The organism is Arthrobacter sp. TMT4-20 (assembly GCF_054510775.1).
On record NZ_JBTNDW010000011.1, the window covers coordinates 90592 to 107119 of the forward strand.

At 61.9% G+C, this 16528-nt stretch carries 18 protein-coding genes and 1 riboswitch; of the genes, 7 read left to right on the top strand and 11 right to left on the bottom strand.

The window, feature by feature from the left end; genetic code table 11:
• Positions 1-2 precede the first annotated feature (2 nt).
• The 3 genes from ACX80Z_RS11985 to ACX80Z_RS11995 all read right to left on the bottom strand — a co-directional run bounded on the left by ACX80Z_RS11985 (position 3) and on the right by ACX80Z_RS11995 (position 3060).
• On the bottom strand, positions 3-1661 hold the full coding sequence (locus tag ACX80Z_RS11985; RefSeq protein ID WP_459316032.1) for a sodium:solute symporter family protein: 1659 nt from the start codon (positions 1659-1661) through the stop codon (positions 3-5).
• A gap of 568 nt (positions 1662-2229) precedes the next feature.
• Positions 2230-2478 (bottom strand): hypothetical protein, encoded by a 249-nt coding sequence (locus ACX80Z_RS11990; RefSeq protein ID WP_019484163.1) that lies wholly within the window; start codon positions 2476-2478, stop codon positions 2230-2232.
• 120 nt (positions 2479-2598) lie between these two features.
• On the bottom strand, positions 2599-3060 hold the full coding sequence (locus tag ACX80Z_RS11995; protein ID WP_024475884.1) for a Fur family transcriptional regulator: 462 nt from the start codon (positions 3058-3060) through the stop codon (positions 2599-2601).
• 61 nt (positions 3061-3121) lie between these two features.
• On the opposite strand from ACX80Z_RS11995, the gene ACX80Z_RS12000 reads away from it, so the two are divergent.
• The 4 genes from ACX80Z_RS12000 to ACX80Z_RS12015 all read left to right on the top strand — a co-directional run bounded on the left by ACX80Z_RS12000 (position 3122) and on the right by ACX80Z_RS12015 (position 7606).
• Positions 3122-3694, top strand: coding sequence for an MOSC domain-containing protein (locus ACX80Z_RS12000; protein ID WP_459316033.1), 573 nt, complete (start codon positions 3122-3124; stop codon positions 3692-3694).
• A gap of 96 nt (positions 3695-3790) precedes the next feature.
• Positions 3791-4837: an NAD(P)-dependent alcohol dehydrogenase gene (locus tag ACX80Z_RS12005; RefSeq protein ID WP_019484166.1), complete on the top strand. Its 1047-nt coding sequence runs from the start codon at positions 3791-3793 to the stop codon at positions 4835-4837.
• 68 nt (positions 4838-4905) lie between these two features.
• Positions 4906-5487 (top strand): HhH-GPD-type base excision DNA repair protein, encoded by a 582-nt coding sequence (locus tag ACX80Z_RS12010; protein WP_459316034.1) that lies wholly within the window; start codon positions 4906-4908, stop codon positions 5485-5487.
• Between the two features lie 796 nt (positions 5488-6283).
• Positions 6284-7606: a putative bifunctional diguanylate cyclase/phosphodiesterase gene (locus ACX80Z_RS12015; protein ID WP_459316035.1), complete on the top strand. Its 1323-nt coding sequence runs from the start codon at positions 6284-6286 to the stop codon at positions 7604-7606.
• Here ACX80Z_RS12015 and ACX80Z_RS12020 read toward each other — a convergent pair.
• Complete coding sequence (locus ACX80Z_RS12020) at positions 7600-8025, bottom strand: YybH family protein (RefSeq protein ID WP_459316036.1); 426 nt, start codon at positions 8023-8025, stop codon at positions 7600-7602. The two genes, ACX80Z_RS12015 and ACX80Z_RS12020, sit on opposite strands and share 7 nt — an antisense overlap.
• Positions 8026-8143: 118 nt before the next feature.
• A riboswitch (SAM riboswitch) is annotated at positions 8144-8260 on the top strand.
• 227 nt (positions 8261-8487) lie between these two features.
• On the opposite strand from ACX80Z_RS12020, the gene ACX80Z_RS12025 reads away from it, so the two are divergent.
• The 3 genes from ACX80Z_RS12025 (at position 8488) to ACX80Z_RS12035 (ending at position 11126) form a co-directional block, all read left to right on the top strand.
• The gene (locus ACX80Z_RS12025) at positions 8488-9369 is read left to right on the top strand and encodes a MetQ/NlpA family ABC transporter substrate-binding protein (RefSeq protein WP_019484171.1); all 882 of its coding nucleotides are present in this window, start codon (positions 8488-8490) and stop codon (positions 9367-9369) included.
• 69 nt (positions 9370-9438) lie between these two features.
• Complete coding sequence (locus ACX80Z_RS12030) at positions 9439-10467, top strand: methionine ABC transporter ATP-binding protein (protein WP_019484172.1); 1029 nt, start codon at positions 9439-9441, stop codon at positions 10465-10467.
• Positions 10467-11126 carry a methionine ABC transporter permease gene (locus tag ACX80Z_RS12035; protein ID WP_019484173.1) on the top strand — a complete coding sequence of 220 codons (660 nt, stop codon included), beginning with the start codon at positions 10467-10469 and terminating at the stop codon, positions 11124-11126. Before ACX80Z_RS12030 ends, ACX80Z_RS12035 begins: the two co-directional genes overlap by 1 nt.
• A gap of 462 nt (positions 11127-11588) precedes the next feature.
• Here ACX80Z_RS12035 and ACX80Z_RS12040 read toward each other — a convergent pair whose 3' ends face one another.
• The 7 genes from ACX80Z_RS12040 to ACX80Z_RS12070 form a co-directional block, all read right to left on the bottom strand.
• Positions 11589-11942, bottom strand: a complete 354-nt coding sequence (locus tag ACX80Z_RS12040; RefSeq protein WP_459316037.1) for a hypothetical protein — start codon at positions 11940-11942, stop codon at positions 11589-11591.
• A gap of 45 nt (positions 11943-11987) precedes the next feature.
• Positions 11988-12449: a helix-turn-helix domain-containing protein gene (locus ACX80Z_RS12045; RefSeq protein WP_459316038.1), complete on the bottom strand. Its 462-nt coding sequence runs from the start codon at positions 12447-12449 to the stop codon at positions 11988-11990.
• Between the two features lie 156 nt (positions 12450-12605).
• Complete coding sequence (locus ACX80Z_RS12050) at positions 12606-12962, bottom strand: TfoX/Sxy family protein (RefSeq protein ID WP_019484176.1); 357 nt, start codon at positions 12960-12962, stop codon at positions 12606-12608.
• A gap of 107 nt (positions 12963-13069) precedes the next feature.
• Entirely contained in the window at positions 13070-13432 is a 363-nt protein-coding gene (locus ACX80Z_RS12055) for a hypothetical protein (protein ID WP_459316039.1), read from the bottom strand.
• Between the two features lie 155 nt (positions 13433-13587).
• The gene (locus tag ACX80Z_RS12060) at positions 13588-14337 is read right to left on the bottom strand and encodes an SDR family NAD(P)-dependent oxidoreductase (protein ID WP_459316040.1); all 750 of its coding nucleotides are present in this window, start codon (positions 14335-14337) and stop codon (positions 13588-13590) included.
• Positions 14338-14389: 52 nt separating this feature from the next.
• Positions 14390-15169 (bottom strand): SDR family NAD(P)-dependent oxidoreductase, encoded by a 780-nt coding sequence (locus ACX80Z_RS12065; RefSeq protein ID WP_459316041.1) that lies wholly within the window; start codon positions 15167-15169, stop codon positions 14390-14392.
• Positions 15166-16509, bottom strand: coding sequence for an MFS transporter (locus ACX80Z_RS12070; RefSeq protein ID WP_019484180.1), 1344 nt, complete (start codon positions 16507-16509; stop codon positions 15166-15168). Before ACX80Z_RS12070 ends, ACX80Z_RS12065 begins: the two co-directional genes overlap by 4 nt.
• Positions 16510-16528 lie beyond the last annotated feature (19 nt).

The following is a 16528-nucleotide window of genomic DNA, read 5'->3' on the forward strand; positions in this document are numbered from 1 at the left end:
TCCTACTTTCGGGCGGACAGCGTGGCGCCGTCCAGGTCGTCGTCAGGGGTGTTGCTGGCGTCGTCGGCCACGGGGTCATAGTCGCCGATGCGCTGTTTGATCAGGGCGAAGTCGAAGTCCTGTTTGCTCCTGACGGACATCAGATAGCAGACGATGGTGCTCACGGCGTAGGCCACCAGCGAACCGGTGAGGACCGTGTAATCGTGCAGGAACCCGATGACGAAGGGGGCCGAGGCAAGCGCGGCGACGGCGCCAGCGATTTTTGCTGGTTTCAGGCCGAAGAAGCCAAACACCATCAGGCCCAGGACAATGCCAATTCCGGCAGCCGACAGGGTGTCGAACAGGATCCCGGTGACGCCGTCCATCGAGAACCAGGAGAACCTGACGGGGATGAAGACGGCCAAGGCCACGACCACCGACGTCGTAAACGCCCTGTTGGTCACCTTGTTCCAGTAGAAGCTGGCGATGACCGGGAACACGAGGGCCCCCCACAGGGCTCCCACGAAGACCAGCAGGTCGAGGATGTCCATTTGTTGACTGGCGAAGATCAAGGCCGCGGCAGTCGCCACGATCATGGTGATCCGGCCGACCAGCAGCATGGTTTTGGGGTTGGGTTTCGTCGCGATGTTCTTGCCGTAAACGTCGGCCATCATGATCGAGGACAGTGCGGACAAGTCCGAATCGGCGGTGGAGGACAGCGCGCCGAGGATCATCACAAAGAACAGGCTCAGCAGTACGGGGCCCAGGTAGGTGGATGCCATCTGCGGGATCAGGTTGTTGACGTCGCCGCCGGTGGGGCTGATACCCAGGTACAGGGCCATCACCCCGATCATGCCGATGCCGATCACGGTGGCACCGTAACCAACTGTCGCGGTGACGAAGGTCTTCTTGATCAGGTCCTCGCGGACAGCGAACAACCGCTGCGCGATGGTCTGGTTGCCGATGGCGTAGGCCAGCACAGCAGCGATATAGGGAGCACCCTGGTTCAGGAACGCGTCACTCGAGAAGAAGTTGGACTGCTCGGGGGTCAGGTTACCGGCCCCCTGGGTGAACATGCCGGGACCTCCGGCAGCGAAGAACACCACCGGGATGATGATTGCGACGGCGCCCAGCATGGCGACCACCTGCGCAAAGTCGGTCAGTACCGAGGCGCGGAAGCCGGACCACAGCGTGTACATGAGGACGCCGACGGCGACGGCGAGTACACCCTGCCCGAAGCTGAAGGGGGAGAGCAATGCTACGAGGGCGCCTCCGGCAATAAAGTTGGAGGTCAGGCTGATCACGCTGCCAACGATGTTGGAGCCGGCGAGCATCAACTGGCTGGACCGGCCGTGGCGGGCGTGCATCACCTCGGCCAGAGTGTGGGCTTTCGGCGCTACTGCGCGGATGCGTTTCCCGAAAGGGTAGATGAACAGGATCATCAGGGCACCCCACAGCCCGTAGTGGATTGGCCCGGAGATGCCGTAGGTGTAGCCCGAGGTGGCGGATGCGTACATTGAAGCCGCCCAGATCCAGGTGGCAGTCATGCTCGCAGCGGAGATACCGAAACCCACCTTGTTGCCGGCGGTCATGTAGCCGTCGGCGTTCTCCTTCTTTTTACCAATGTAGGCGGACACCAGCAGGGTGCCGCCGTAGAGGAGTACAAGAAGCAGAATCACCATCCATCCACTTAGTTGATACAACTCAGCATCGTTAGGCACTGTGATCCCTTCGTCACGACGAGCAACGCTTGCAACTCGACATCGTCATCACGCTGGCCTCCTGTGGGCCGTCCCCTCCGCAAGCGTTCCAGGCGCGGAGACCGAGCCCCGAATGAGGGCGCAAGCGCGTCAATCCCGTAGAAAATTACCTGAGGCAATCAAACAGAGCGCATAGCTATGTCTTTCGGCGGCGCGCGGCCAACCGATTCGTGGGTGTTTTGTACCCATACGGGGGCAGGTGCTCTGCAATCTTCGCCGCTAATCAATCCCAATAATGGGGGAACGGTTACTCGCGGGCAGGCGTCCTGCAACGCAGTCAGGCTAGCATGCTTCCGGCGGAGGGGACCTTTGGGCAAGTAGTGGCGCCGGGCAGTGACGATGGCGAGGTGGCCGTCGTCGACGGCGCGGACGACGGCCACTCGGGGGTCCGCTGAAACCAGTAATCCTCGGATGATGCCTGATAGAGCAGTATCATCCGAGGATTGTTGAAGGGGTAGGTGGTAGGGGGTGAGCCTCCCGAGCCTGGCTCTTAGCCGCGGTCGGTGTAGCGGCCCTCTGAATGTTCCTGGATGGACCGGTTTGATGAGGTTACGTAGGTGCCGCGGACCTGGACCGTCCCGCCGCTACGGGTAGTGACGTAGGTTCCCTCGGCTGGGGTGCCGGAGGTCGGCGTCGTCACGTAGCGCCCACCGAGCAGGGGCATCGGGCGGGCGGGGGTGACGGCTGCCCTATGGGCGGCGGCCGGGCGTGTGGTGGTGGTGCGGTTCATCAATGACATGGTGAAGCTCCTATTTTTGGGCGCGGCGAAATTGCCGAACGGTTCAGCGTTGAAGTGGTGATTTTGGGCAGAACTGATCACGGAATGCCGCGTCAGCGGGCCGTGCGAATGAGAAGTGGCTTAGCCGGTTTCGGGTGAGCCGTTGGTCTGGCAAGTGCGACACAGGCCGTTGAAAGTGACCTCGGCCGAGTAAATGGTGAAACCTGAATCATCGGAGGGGGTGAGGCATGGTGCCTCGCCGATCACGCAGTCAACATCCTGCACCAACCCGCAGCCAACGCATGACAGATGGTGATGGTTGTCGCCCACCCTGCACTCGAACAGGGCGGGAGAATTGGGCGGGTCGAATCGTCTGACCAATCCGGCACCGGTGAACGACGCCAGAATCCCGTAGATAGTTTGGGCCGATATTTTGCTCAGGCTCTTTCGTGCTTCATTAAAAACCTGATCAGCACTTGAATGGGGTGCGCTCTGGAGAATCTCCAACACCGCCACTCGAGGCGCAGTCACCTTCAGTCCCGACTCGCTGATAATGGCCCGAAGAGCATCGGGTTGGGTCTGCGAGGCGGTACCTTGTGGCATACCTCTACTATACGGAGTTGTTTTGATTAGGTCAAAACAACTCCGCGGGTAGCCTTGGACAATGACTGAACGTTACCGGTACGACGTCGAGGTGCTGCACCTGCTCGTCTCACCGGCCCACGCCTACTTTGGCCGCGCCCGCGACGGTGCCGCCGACGTGCCCACGACCGACGCCGACCGGGTAGCCCTGGTAGCCGGGAAGGGAATCGTCGGGGACCGGTTCTTCGGCAAGGCCGCACACATGGACGCCGCGGTGACGGTGATGGCGGTGGAAGCGCTCGAGGATATTGCCAGTGGCCTGGCCGCTGAACCTTTTGATCCGTTGCTGGCCCGGCGGAACGTGATTCTGCGGGGTGCCCAACTGCATCCGCTGCTGGGTCTGGAGTTTGAGCTGGAATCCGCCGGCGACGTCGTGCGGTTGAAAGCCGGACGGCCCGCGCATCCATGCGTGTGGATGGATCGTATGCTGGCGCCGGGAGCCCACGCGGCGATGCGCGGCCGAGGCGGAGTGCGCTGTCAGGTGCTGGCGGACGGGGTGCTGCACCGCGGTCCGGCGGTACTGGTGAGCCCGGTTTTACTGGAACCGGACCGCGCTGGGGAGGCCACGATCCGGCGTCCTGCACGGTTGCCCTGATCGTTTCACGCCACCGCTGAGGAATACGTCGCCGTCCACTGGCGTTGGGCGAGGGGGACCAAATTTTTCCGCAACCAATTCTGCAGGAGCTTATCTATGCCTACGACCGTCAACGCTTACGCCGCGCCATCCGAGTCCGAGGACCTCATCGCCACCACCATCGAGCGCCGCGACGTCGGCCCCGACGATGTGCTGATCGACATCAAGTTCGCAGGAATCTGCCACTCCGACATCCACACCGTCCGCGGTGACTGGGGACCCCAGACCTACCCGTTGGCGCCAGGACACGAGATCGCCGGGATCGTCACCGAGGTCGGCTCCAACGTCACCAAGCACTCCGTCGGCGACCGCGTGGGCGTCGGCTGCATGGTCAACTCCTGCGGCGAGTGCAAGAACTGTGAAGCCGGCGAGGAGCAGTACTGCCTCAAGGGCAACACCGGCACCTACGGCGCCAAGGACCGCGACGGCTCCATCACCCAGGGTGGCTACTCCACCCACATTGTCGTCACCGAGGACTTCGTTATCCGGATTCCCGAAGGTATCGACCTCGACGTCGCCGCACCGCTCCTGTGCGCTGGCATCACCACGTTCTCGCCTCTGAAACGCTGGGGCGCCGGACCAGGCAAGAAGGTTGCAATCGTAGGCCTGGGCGGACTCGGCCACATGGCCGTGAAGCTGGCCGCAGCGATGGGCGCCGAGGTAACGGTGCTTTCGCAGTCACTGAAGAAGCAGGAAGACGGGCTACGTCTAGGGGCCAAGCACTACTACGCCACCAGTGACGAGAACACCTTCTCCGACCTCGCCGGCTCCTTCGACCTGATCATCAACACGGTGAGCGCCACCCTCCCCATCAGTGACTACCTGGGTCTGCTGGCTCTCGACGGCGCGCTCGTCAACGTTGGAGCGCCGGCCGAGCCGCTGCCCGTCAACGCATTCGCCCTGATCGGTGGCCGCCGTTCGTTCGCCGGCTCCCTGATCGGTGGCATCCGGGAAACCCAGGAAATGCTCGACTTCTGCGCCGAGCACCACCTGGGCGCCGAGGTAGAGGTCATCTCCGCAGACAAGATCAACGAAGCCTACGAGCGCGTCCTCGCCTCGGACGTCCGCTACCGCTTCGTCATCGACACCTCAACGCTGAACTAGCGTTTCGCGTTAGTGAACCCCCGGCAGGAGCTACTCCTGCCGGGGGTTCTCGCGTTAAACTCGGGGCTATGACTGCGCACCTGAATATCACCGACGATCCCGCCGCCGACAGGTTGCTCTCCGAGGAGCCTCTAGCCCTGCTGATCGGGATGCTGCTGGACCAGCAGGTGGCGATGGAAACGGCTTTCGCTGGCCCGGCCAAGATCAAGGACCGGCTGGGCGCGTTCAACGCGGAGACGATCGCCCACAAGGATCCCGACGAATTCGTTGAACTCTGCCGCACGCCGCCCGCCGTGCACCGCTACCCGGGGAACATGGCCGCGCGAATCCAGACGCTGTGCGCCACTTTGCTCGACGACTGGGATGGCGACGCGTCCCAAATCTGGAGGAGGGGCAACCCCGACGGTGCCGAGGTCTACAAGCGGCTCAAGGCACTGCCCGGTTTTGGGGAACAGAAGGCCCGAATCTTCCTTGCACTGTTGGGCAAGCAATACGGGTACGACGGCGACGGCTGGCGTGAGAGCGCGGGCGCGTACGGCGAGGAGGGCAGTTACCGCTCAGTCGCCGACATCGTGGACCCCGAATCCCTCACGAAGGTGCGTGAAACCAAGCGTGCGGCGAAGGCAGCGGCGAAGGAGGCGACGGCCTAACACTGGTTTCCGGCGCAAAGTAGGCTCCCTCCTCTTCCGCCGCGCGAGTGGCGGCGTGGATGGTCTAGCCGCGGTGAGCAATCCGGTCAGAGGGGGTCCACCCGGAGATCGGTGAGGAAAAAGTTGCCCACCGCTGCCTGAATTGCCCACCGGGCCGGGCAAGCCCTGCGGAACTCGTTAGGCAAAGCCGGGTTCCCGAACGGGCGATTGTAGGACTCCTGAAACCGGGTATTCCTTTTGGGAAGGGACCGAAGCGAGGAACCGCGCAGGATTGCCACAGGATCAACGAAATAAGCCGACTTCGTTTCGATGCGCGGTTACACTGAAATAGGAATCGGAAATTGTGAAGAATAACGATTATTTGGCAAATCGGACGCTTTGGCGCACGCCGTGATTTCTTCCATCCGTTTCAAACGAAAGCAGGCTCTCTATGGGCTTCAGCCATTCCCGTTGACTACTTCCGTCCTGCTGGCTCACAAGCGACTACCCTGTATCCGCATCGCGGATTGGTAGATAGCGAAGCCCTTCTAGGCAATACTCTGTGGCCTGAGATATCCCGGTCGCTGAACCTTAGACTCCGGTCGAATGACCAGGAAAGCGAATCGCCCCCATGCTCGATCCAGTACCAAGCACCAATAGCCATTCATCAATCGACGAAACCCCTACCGGCCTGACCGATGAAGAGTTGGCGTCTGATCACAGCAGTTCTTACACACGAGCGCTCGCCGAAGTGCGAAGCTGTGTACTTGAACAGGCCAGAAATCCTGCACAGGCAAAGGTTAGCTTCGATTATTTGATGACCCATGATTCGCTCACCGGATTGCTCAATCGGGGTGGATTTCTGGCGGAGCTTCAGCTCTGCCTTGCAAAGCGGGCCGGCAGGAAACAGCGCCGAGGACTATTGATCGTGGACCTGGATTTCTTCCGGACGGTCAATGTCGGTCTGGGGATCGCTGCTGGGGATGAGACTCTGAGTATCGTCGCGCAGCGGATCCGTGCCGCGGTGCACCCATCTGCAGTCGTCGCTCGGTTGTCGGGTGTCGAATTTGCGGTACTGGCTGACCTCGCCGACGCCGGGGAGGCGCAGTCGGTGGCCGCCGAGCTATTGGAGGCCCTGAGCGCGCCGATGGCGGTTGGCGGGACCAGCATTGAAATCACGGTCAGTATTGGCGTTTCGATGGCCAGCGAAACTGACACCCCTGACCGGCTGGTGGGTCGGGCTGCCGCGGCACTGCACCAGGCCAAGAAGCGGGGCCGTAACCGCTGCGAGGTGGAGTGCAGCATGCACAGCGATCCCGACGACGGCCAGCTGAATCGCCGCGGTGAACTGCGCCGTGCCATCGAGGACGGAGAGCTATGCCTCTTCTTCCAGCCCCAGATTGACCTCGTCAGCGGCCAGATGAACGGATTCGAGGCACTGGTGCGCTGGGATCACCCCAATAAGGGCCTGCTGGCACCGTCAGCTTTCATCGACTTCGCCGAAGAATCCGGGCTTATCCTGCCGCTCGGAGCCTGGGTGATCAACGCTGCCGTCGCGCAACAGGCCGCATGGCACCGATCTGCGGCGGGACGGCCCCCAGTACGAATGTCAGTCAATATCTCAGCCATCCAGCTCAGCGATCCCCGCCTCGAAGAAATGGTCACTGAAGCGCTTGAACGCCATGGTGTTGCTCCGGGGCTCCTGACCCTGGAAATCACCGAAACGGCGCTCACCGCGGATCCAGTTGCCGCGCTGCGGACCCTCGAAATTCTCAAGGCCCTGGGCGTCAGGTTGGCAATCGACGATTTTGGTACTGGCCATTCCAGCCTCACCTATCTCAAGCGCTTTCCGATCGACGAACTGAAAATTGACCGCTCCTTCATTGCCGGGCTCACTACCGACAGCAAGGACCACGCGATTGTCGCGTCCTGCATCCAGCTCGCCCACGCCACGAACCTGATCGCCGTCGCCGAAGGCGTTGAAATGCCAGCCCAGCTACACGCGCTGACCGAGCTGGACTGCGACCTCGCGCAGGGCTACTTCTACACCCGCCCCATGTCGGCAGAGGACCTCGAACCGTGGTTCATTCCGCGACCCGATAATATGCGCCTGGGAGAACCCCAACTGGTTGGTCAGTAGCGTTGCAGGTTGACCTTGAAAGTCTCGCCGTTGACCGGAGCTGACGTGTGCTCGTGCACAATTTTCCAGTCACCGTCGCGGCGCCCCAGAACCCAGGTCAGGCGGTTCTGCATGGAGTCCTGTTCGACGTCGTCGGGCCCAATGTCGCGGTAGGTGATGATGGCGTGCACGGTTGCCAGGTCCTCGGTAACCAGAGTCTGAACGTCATCGAAGTCCACCCCGACACGCTCATCCCCCACCGAAGCGAACCACCCGGCCACTGATTCCCGCCACGGGCCTGCACCCTGGTGGCTCCACACGTCCCATAAGTCGAAAACCCGGACATCGTCGTCATACAGGGTCAGCAGGGCATCAACATCCTTCCCGAATACGGCTGCAGCATACTGTTCGAGAACCTGAGTGATCGACTCTTCATCCATGAAGGCGATCCTCGCATGCCCGACCGATGAACGGAACGGGTACGCGCAAGTCATTTATGACGACCGGTAACGGCCAGGTTTTGACCCAACAAATTTTCTGCCTTAGCGTGATCTCCAGAATCAAGAGTGTCAACCAACGGCCCTGGCCGGTTGACCAGCAACCCTCTCCCGTAGCGGGGTGCTCCAGGTGAAGATTCGGCCGCCGGAACAAGTCCCCGGACGGCAAGTACGGCGTATCCAGAATTGACCCCGCCGAGGGGTCGTCGTGGATACCGCCCGCCATCTTGAAGCGAGCCAGCATGTAACCCCGAGGAAACTCCCCGAATGTCGCTGCAGTTATCGCAGCACTTCACCCCTGCCTATCTGCCTATCTGCCTATCTGCCTGTCCAGTGGTAACGCCTGGCCAATGTTATCGGCCGACCGGACCCCACTGACGTACCCCGTTCAAAGGAAAAACCCCCATGAAATCCCGCACCCTTCTCACTATCGCCGTTGCCCCATTCCTCGCCCTCACTGTGGCATGTGGTGGCTCGGGCGAGTCCGGTTCCGGAAATGAAAGCATCAAGCTCGGCGTCGTCGGCGCCAGCGACCCGGAATGGGGCCTGCTCACCGAGGCCGCTGCCGAGGAAGGCATCGAGCTGGAGGTCATCGACTTCGCCGAATACACCCAGCCAAACCCCGCGCTAAGCGAAAGTGAACTGGACCTCAACCAGTTCCAGCACCTGGTGTACCTGGCCCGCTACAACGTATCCAGCGGAGAGGAGCTGGCCCCGATCGGCTCCACGGCCATCTACCCGCTGGGCCTGTACTCAACCCAGTACGGGTCGGTGGAGGAAATCCCCGAAGGATCGACGGTTGCTGTCCCCAACGACGAGAGCAACCTCGCCCGCGGGCTGCTGGTCCTTCAGTCCGCCGGTCTTGTGGTGCTCGACGACGGCGGCAGCGCCTTCTCGACGATCGACGACATTGATGAGGACGCGTCCAAGGTCACCGTCACCACGCTCGAAGCGTCGCTGACCCCCACCTCGCTGCCCGACGTCGCCGCCGCCATCATCAATAACGACTTTGTCCAGGACGCTGGCCTGAACTTCGAGGACGCCATTGCCCAGGACGATCCGACCGATCCTGCCGCCGTCGCGTACGTGAACGTGTTCGCCGCCCGCGCCGGCGAAGAGGGCAACGAGACGTACCAGAAGCTGATCAGCATCTACCAGGAAAACCAGGAGGTGCAGGACGCCGTCCAGGAGACCTCGGGCGGGACCGCCGAGTTCCTTCAGGTCACCCCCGATGAGCTGCAGACGACCCTCGACACCGTCGAGGAAGACACCCGCGCCCAAGGCTAACCAGCCCTCCCTGCCCTGCGGCCAGCTGGCGATCCCGGCTGGCCGCAGGGCCGTTTATCAAGGAACACCATGCCACTCATTTCCCTGCAGGGAGTTACCAAAAGCTTCCCTCCGGGCCGCCGCGGCGACGCTCCCGTGCACGCGATTGACAACGTCAGCCTCGACATCGAGGCTGGAGAGATCTACGGGATCATCGGCTACTCGGGGGCCGGGAAAAGCACTCTGGTCCGCCTGATCAACGCTCTCGAAAAGGCCAGCAGCGGCACCATCATTGTCGACGGCCAGCAGGTCACCAACGTCCCGGACCGGCAACTGCGCAAACTACGTCTCGACATCGGGATGATCTTCCAGCAGTTCAACCTGTTCAACGCCAAAACAGTCTGGAACAACGTCGCCTACCCCCTGCGCGTCGCTGGGAAGAGCCGGGACGAAATCCAGGCGCGCGTCACCGAACTCCTCGACTTTGTGGGACTGGCCGATAAGGCCTCCAACTACCCCGAACAGCTGTCCGGCGGCCAGAAACAGCGCGTCGGCATCGCCAGGGCACTCGCCACCTCGCCAAAAATCCTGCTCGCCGATGAGGCGACGTCGGCGTTGGACCCCGAGACCACCCATGAGGTGCTGCGCCTGCTACGGCGGGTCAATGAGGAGTTGGGCATCACCATAGTGGTGATCACCCACGAAATGGACGTCATCCAGACCCTCGCCACGAAGGTGGCGGTGATGGACAGCGGCCGGATCGTGGAGCAGGGTGATGTGTTCGACGTCTTCTCCAATCCGCGCGAGGCCTCATCCCAACGGTTCGTTTCCACCGTGGTCCGGGGGATCCCCTCACCCGACGAACTCGCGGTTCTCCAGGAGCGGCACACCGGCCGGATCGTCACCTTCTCCTTCCGTGACGGCGACTCCTCGCAAGCCTCGGTCTTCCTCGAGTTGGCGGCCGCCGGCGTCGAGTTCGAACTGATCTACGGCGGCATCAACGACATTCGGGGCCGCGCATTCGGCCATCTCACCCTCGCACTCACCGGGCCCGACGGCGCGGTCGACGCTGCGCTGACCGGGCTGTCCGGTCGCATCACTGTGAAGGAGCTCAGCTGATGGATTCCCTCATTGACCTCACCCCGGAGCTGTGGGTCGCCACTTACGAGACCCTCTACATTGTCGGGTTCAGTCTGTTCTTCGGCGGCCTCGGCGGACTACTGCTCGGCATCGGGCTTTACACCACCCGAGCCGGCAGTATCCTCGGCAACAGCGCCGTGTTCAGCACCCTGAATATCATCGTGAACATCTTCAGGCCCATCCCGTTCATCATTTTCCTCGCCGCGGCACAACCCCTGGCCAGGGCGGTCACCGGAACCGGGATCGGCAACAGCGCCATCATCTTCACCCTGTCGCTGGCCGCCGCATTCGGGATCAGCCGCATCGTTGAACAGAACCTCCTGACTGTCCAACCGGGCGTGATCGAGGCGGCGCGATCCGTCGGGGCCGGGCGCCTCCGCATCATCCTGACCATCCTTATCCCCGAAGCCCTCGGCCCGCTGATCCTCGGGTACACGTTCATCTTCGTGGCGCTGGTCGACATGTCAGCGGTTGCCGGGTACGTGGGCGGCGGCGGGTTGGGCAACTTCGCCATCCAATACGGTTACCGGCAGTTCAACCCCTGGGTCACCTGGGCAGCGGTGATCGTGATCATCCTGTTGGTGCAGGCGGTGCAGCTGCTCGGCAACGTACTCGCCCGGAAAGCGCTCAGACGGTAGCTTTCCGGCCGGCGGCGGGTCTCGAACGTGGTGATCCCCGACGCGGGTAGCGCCAGCGGCAACACCACGGCAACAATTCGCCCCCGGTGCAATCCCACGGAGCGAAACGAAGAAAAGGTCCCTGCAACAGTCTGAAAGGCTATTGGAGGACGAGGTCACGGTGAGCGCGAGCGTGTCAATCAAACCGGTGCTGGCGTCCTCGTCCAGGAAACCTGGATCTAATATTCGCCCGATATTGCCATTCTGGTTAGCACCGATTGAATGTGTGTGCCGAAGTTTGGTGCCCCAGCATCGACTAACGCAGCGACAAGTGTTTTCGAGCCATCACGACAACCCCAATATTGGGACTGCATCCTTAGGGCGGCTAGCACGGCGTCTGACCGACGCTCCATAATGAGACAGAGCATGTCATCGGCCACATAGGTTTCGAATTCAAATAGATCCGCGTAAGGAAAGAAATCTTCATAGTTGTTGGTGACCAGGTAATCGCCCGCACCCATGATCTGCAGCAGCTAACACATGCGCATCAAACTTATCTTTGCCCTCGACGAGAGTCGGGTCGATATCGTAGCCTCGGATCACTGCTTCGGGAAACGCGTCGGTCAACTTCTTGCGCCAAAGTCCGATGTCCTGATCGGAGGCGGCGGGGTTTCTACGTCGGCGATTGTAGAGCCACTCAGCTAATACGTCTTCGCTCCATCGCAACCCGATGCCTTCGGGGCCGGAATTTAGAGCAATCAGAGCGAACCAGTCTCTAAGAGTTCGCGAATAGAGGATATTCGCGTCAAGGAAGATAAGCGTGGCCCCCGGCTGCATAAGGGCTAGCCTATGCAGTTCCGGGGGCCGTGGCTATGGTCAGAACTAATCTTTGTCGAATCCCAACGAATCTTCGAATTCCAGTAGATCTCCGAAGGACTTTCTCTGATCAGCAAGGCGCGACTCGGCCAGTGAACGAAGATCGGACCGGTTAAAACGGGTATGTGACCCCACCTTATGAGAAGCGATCTGCCCAGAGGCAGCGAGTTTCAACAGGGTAGGGCGCGAGATGCCCAGCATCTTCGCTGCTTCCACACTGGTGAGGGCCTTTGGGGATTGGGTAATACCGAAGGGCTGGCCAGCAGCGGCCAAACGCACCACAGTCTGAAGCAGGTCACTGAGTCCATCGGGCACGACAATTGCCTCCCCGGAAGAAGATTCGATCTTAATCTGAAGGTCGCCAGGATCCACTTCGTCAAAGCGGCGCGATACCTCTTTTGCTTCCTCGCTCTGCGAGGTGGTCACATCGATAGTTCGAACATTTTGGATGGCTGTTAGAGCCGCCATGACAACATCTCCTCTTTTTACTTGCACTTATTATCTGACATATCTGAAATAAGTGCAATCTGGCAACGGCGGTCAGATCGTTGACCGCGTGCGGTGAACGCCGGTGATCCGACCCGCATGGTCAAGATTGCCTGCTGCATCGATCAAGGGCTGTTGTCACCCTGACGCGTTTGCCGAGCCGATCTTTCCCGATTCGACGCCGATGGTGACCCAGTAGGCCAGTTCCGCTTCGTCGTCGAGCTGGTCGCGTGACACTGTCAGCCAGCCGCGCCCCATGGGTTTTTCTTTGCCCATGAGCGCCGGCACTGCGCCGCGGCGAAGCAGGTTGTCGTACTCCGCTGGGTTTGCGCGTACCAGTAGGTCACCGGAGCGATCGGCGGCAACAGCCATGCGGTCATTCACCATGAACGAGACGCCGCCGAACATCCGTATTTCCCGCACATTCGGATAGGAGGCGAAGATGTCCCGGAGGCGCCCGGAAAGGTACTCGCGAGCTGAAGCCCTGGTGGTCACGGTCGCCCCTTTGGTTACTGATGCCCTTTGAATATGAGACGAGGGGCAAAATCTGTCAAGCGTTTGGGGGCTGCGGCGCCAACCGGGCACCTGACGACGGCGACGGTTCAGCTGAGTGCGTTCGCTGCCCGCACCAGGAGCCCCGTAGTTAACTGTCCAGGAGTCAGCTCCGGAGCCGTTTCGCTGAGGGAGTCATGCGTCGGTAGCGGGGACGTAGCAATCCGTTCCAGCAACGGAGCCGACGGGCAAGCCAACTCGGGGGCGGCCCCGGTGACCGCCTCGCCGGTACGGGCAGTGACCGCCGGCCAGTCGATGGGACCTGACACTATCTCGGCTGCTACCTCCTCCAGTCCAGGAAGAATGGTCTGCCTGCCCAGACGGGTGCTGACCATCCAGGCATCACCGAAGGGTTTGAGTACTAACCGCTTTCCGGCAATTTCCTGCAGGAGGGCGCCTACGGCCGGCCGCATACCGGTCAGGGTGACATACCCGGATATTCGGGAGATCCCGGCGCCGCCGGGACAGGCTCCGCACATCGCTAGCCCTCCTGCAGGAAATCATCCCGCGTTCAGTTCTTCTTGCACTGGGTTTCTTCTACCTTGAGCAAGACACCCTAGGCAGTGGCCTACGGCATCACGTCGCCGCTGTTGGGGCCGAGGGTCTGGCCCGTGTAGAGGTTACCGCCGGGTGACGAGGCGAGCAGCAGCGCCGTGGGCGCCACTTCCTCAGGCGTGCCGAAACGGCCGACAGGCAGCTCGGCCTGCTTTGCTGCTTTCCATTCATCCGAGAGACCTTCGATCAACGGGGTGAAGATCGGCCCGGGCGCAATGGCGTTGACCAGGATTGAATGCGGTGCCAGCTCCAACGCGAGGGCCTTGGTGAGACCAATGACGCCTGCTTTCGCTGCCACATAGTGCGCCAGACCGGTGCCGCCCTTGATGCCTAACTGCGAGGAGATGTTAATGATCCGACCGCCGCCACGCTTCACCATGTGCGGCGCGGCCCAGCGTGCGGCAAGGAAGACTCCGCGCAGGTCCACATCCATCGTGCGGTCGTAAACCTCCGGACTGAGCTCCAGAAACGGGGTTTCGTCGAGGATGCCGGCGCTGCTGACCAGGATATCGATCCCGCCCAGCAGCTCCGCAGCGGCATCCATGGCGGCCTTGACGTCGTCGCTCTCCATGACATCCACCCGTCGTGCTACAGCAGTGACACCCGTTGACGAACATTCGACGGCCACGGCGTCGGCCTGGGCCTCGTCTACATCCAGCAGGAAAAGGTTCGCACCCTCGGCGGCGTAGAGCCTGGCGATGGCCGCTCCAATACCACTGCCGGCGCCTGTGATGACGGCTGTTTTGCCGTGAAGTTGGGTCATGATCGGGGTCCTAACTGCAAATGGTGGAGGAAAGATGAGCGAGCCGGGGCGTCTAGCTTGGCCAGCGGACGGTGAGGCCGCCGTCGACAATCAGTTGCTGCCCGGTGACGTAGGAGGAATCGTCGCTGGTCAGGAACCTGATCGCTCTGGCGGCTTCGTCCACGTGACCTACCCGGCCCCACGGAATGATCCCGCCGGCCGCGTCCAGCCCGTCCTTCCCCAGGGAATTCGTGCCATCGAGAGACTGCGGGCTTTCGATCAGTCCCGGAATCACAGCGTTGACGCGGATCTTCCGCGGCGCCAGTTCGACGGCGAGGGACCGGCACATGCCTAGCAAGCCAGCCTTCGCCGCCGCGTAGTGACTGTGGTCCTCCCAGCCGTACACCCCACCAGCGATGGAGGAAGTGGCGACCATCGCCCCGCCGTTGTTCATGCGGGCGGCGCAGGAGCGGAAGGTGCGCATTACCCCGGAGAGGTCCACCGCCATCATGTCCTCCCACGCGTCGTCCGTCATGTCCGCAAGTGATGCGCGCCGGAGGATTCCGGCGGCTCCGATGGCGATGTCCAGCCGCCCGAAGGTGTCGAGGGCGGCTTGTGCCATATTCTCTGTGTCCGCGTAGCTGCGGACATCCACCGGCACTGCAACACATGTGGCGCCTGCCGCCTCCACCAGCGCCACCGTCTCGGCGACGTCGTGCGGATCGCTTTCCAGGTAGCCGACCACCGTGTGGGCGCCGGCGCGGGCATAGGCAACGGCAAGGGCCTGCCCGATCCCGCTGGCGCCACCCGAGATGACGGCTACCTTGCCTTCGAGCCCGTCATCGCGGATCATACTGCCGCCGCCGTGGGGGTGGTGTGCTGCGTGACCTTGCGGGTGCCGACCATGCACAGCGCCGAGATGAAGAGCCCGCCGGTGCCGGTGATGATTGCTGCCCACTGCATTTCCAGGCCGAGGAACAGCATCAGGCTCAGCAGACCGGAGCCTGCAATACCGCCCAAGGGGGCCATCACGTGGGCCACGTTGGTACCCATACCGCGAACGTGGGCAGGATAGGACTCGCCCATGTAGTAGAGCAGGGCGGCGTACGGGCCGGTGAGGAAGAACAGGGTCATCGCGTACATGGAGATGATGAATACGTCGCTGCTTGGGCCCAGCAGCATGATCAAGCTGGCGACGCCGCCGCCAAACCAGCCGATGATGACGGTCTTCTGCCGGCCGATGCGGTCGCCGAGCCAGCCGTGGAACACATACCCGGCAAAGCCAACCGCGTTGGCGAGGACCAGGATCAGCAGGGCGTTTTCGAAGGTTACCTCCTTGGCTTCCACCAGGACGGTGGTGCCCAGAACAGAGAAGACCTGGATCGCAGCCCAGTTGAACAGCCAGGCCAGCGACAGCAGGATGGTGTGGCGGCGCAGTTCCGGAGTGAAGACGTCCTTGATGCCGGTTTTGTGGTGGCTGCCTTCTTCGAGTTCATGCTGGGCAGCGAGCTCGCGGGCTCCCTCGATGTCCCCGGCGGCCTGACGACGGCGAACCTCCTTGATGGCGGCGAAGGTGGGCGATTCAGGCAGGCGGGAGGCCATGACCGCGACCAGCAAGGCCATGACCGCGGCGACGACGAAACTCCAACGCCACCCGATGATTGGCAGCAATAGTGCCGAGAGGCCCGCGGACAGCAGGGCCCCCACTGGCCAGCCACCCTGGACGATCGAGTACATCAGGCCGCGGTTCTTGACCTTCCGGTAAATCTCGTTGAGGTAGACGGCATTGACCACTTCCTCCGACATGGAGAACCCGGAGAATGACCGGATGATGATCAGGCTGACCGCACCGGCTGCGAGGCCGGTGAACCCTGCCGCTGCCGCACCGCCGAGCATCAGGACGATCAGGGCATTCTTGCGACCCAACCGGTCGATAATGGTGCCCACCGCGAGAGCCACAATGAAAATACCGACGTGAGCGATGGTGTTCACCGCCGTGGACTCGGCGGCGCTCCAGCCGAAGTCGTCAGCGATCACCGGCAGGAGGGTTCCGAAGAGAGTGAAGTCGTACACCGAGATAACCCAGGCGATGAAACAGACCACTGAGACTTTGCGGACTACCTGCGGGGTAATTTCGACGTCCCAGGGGGCGACTTCGACGGGCGGGCTCTTGGGGGTTGAGGTGGAGGTCATGGCGGGATCCTGTTCTGGT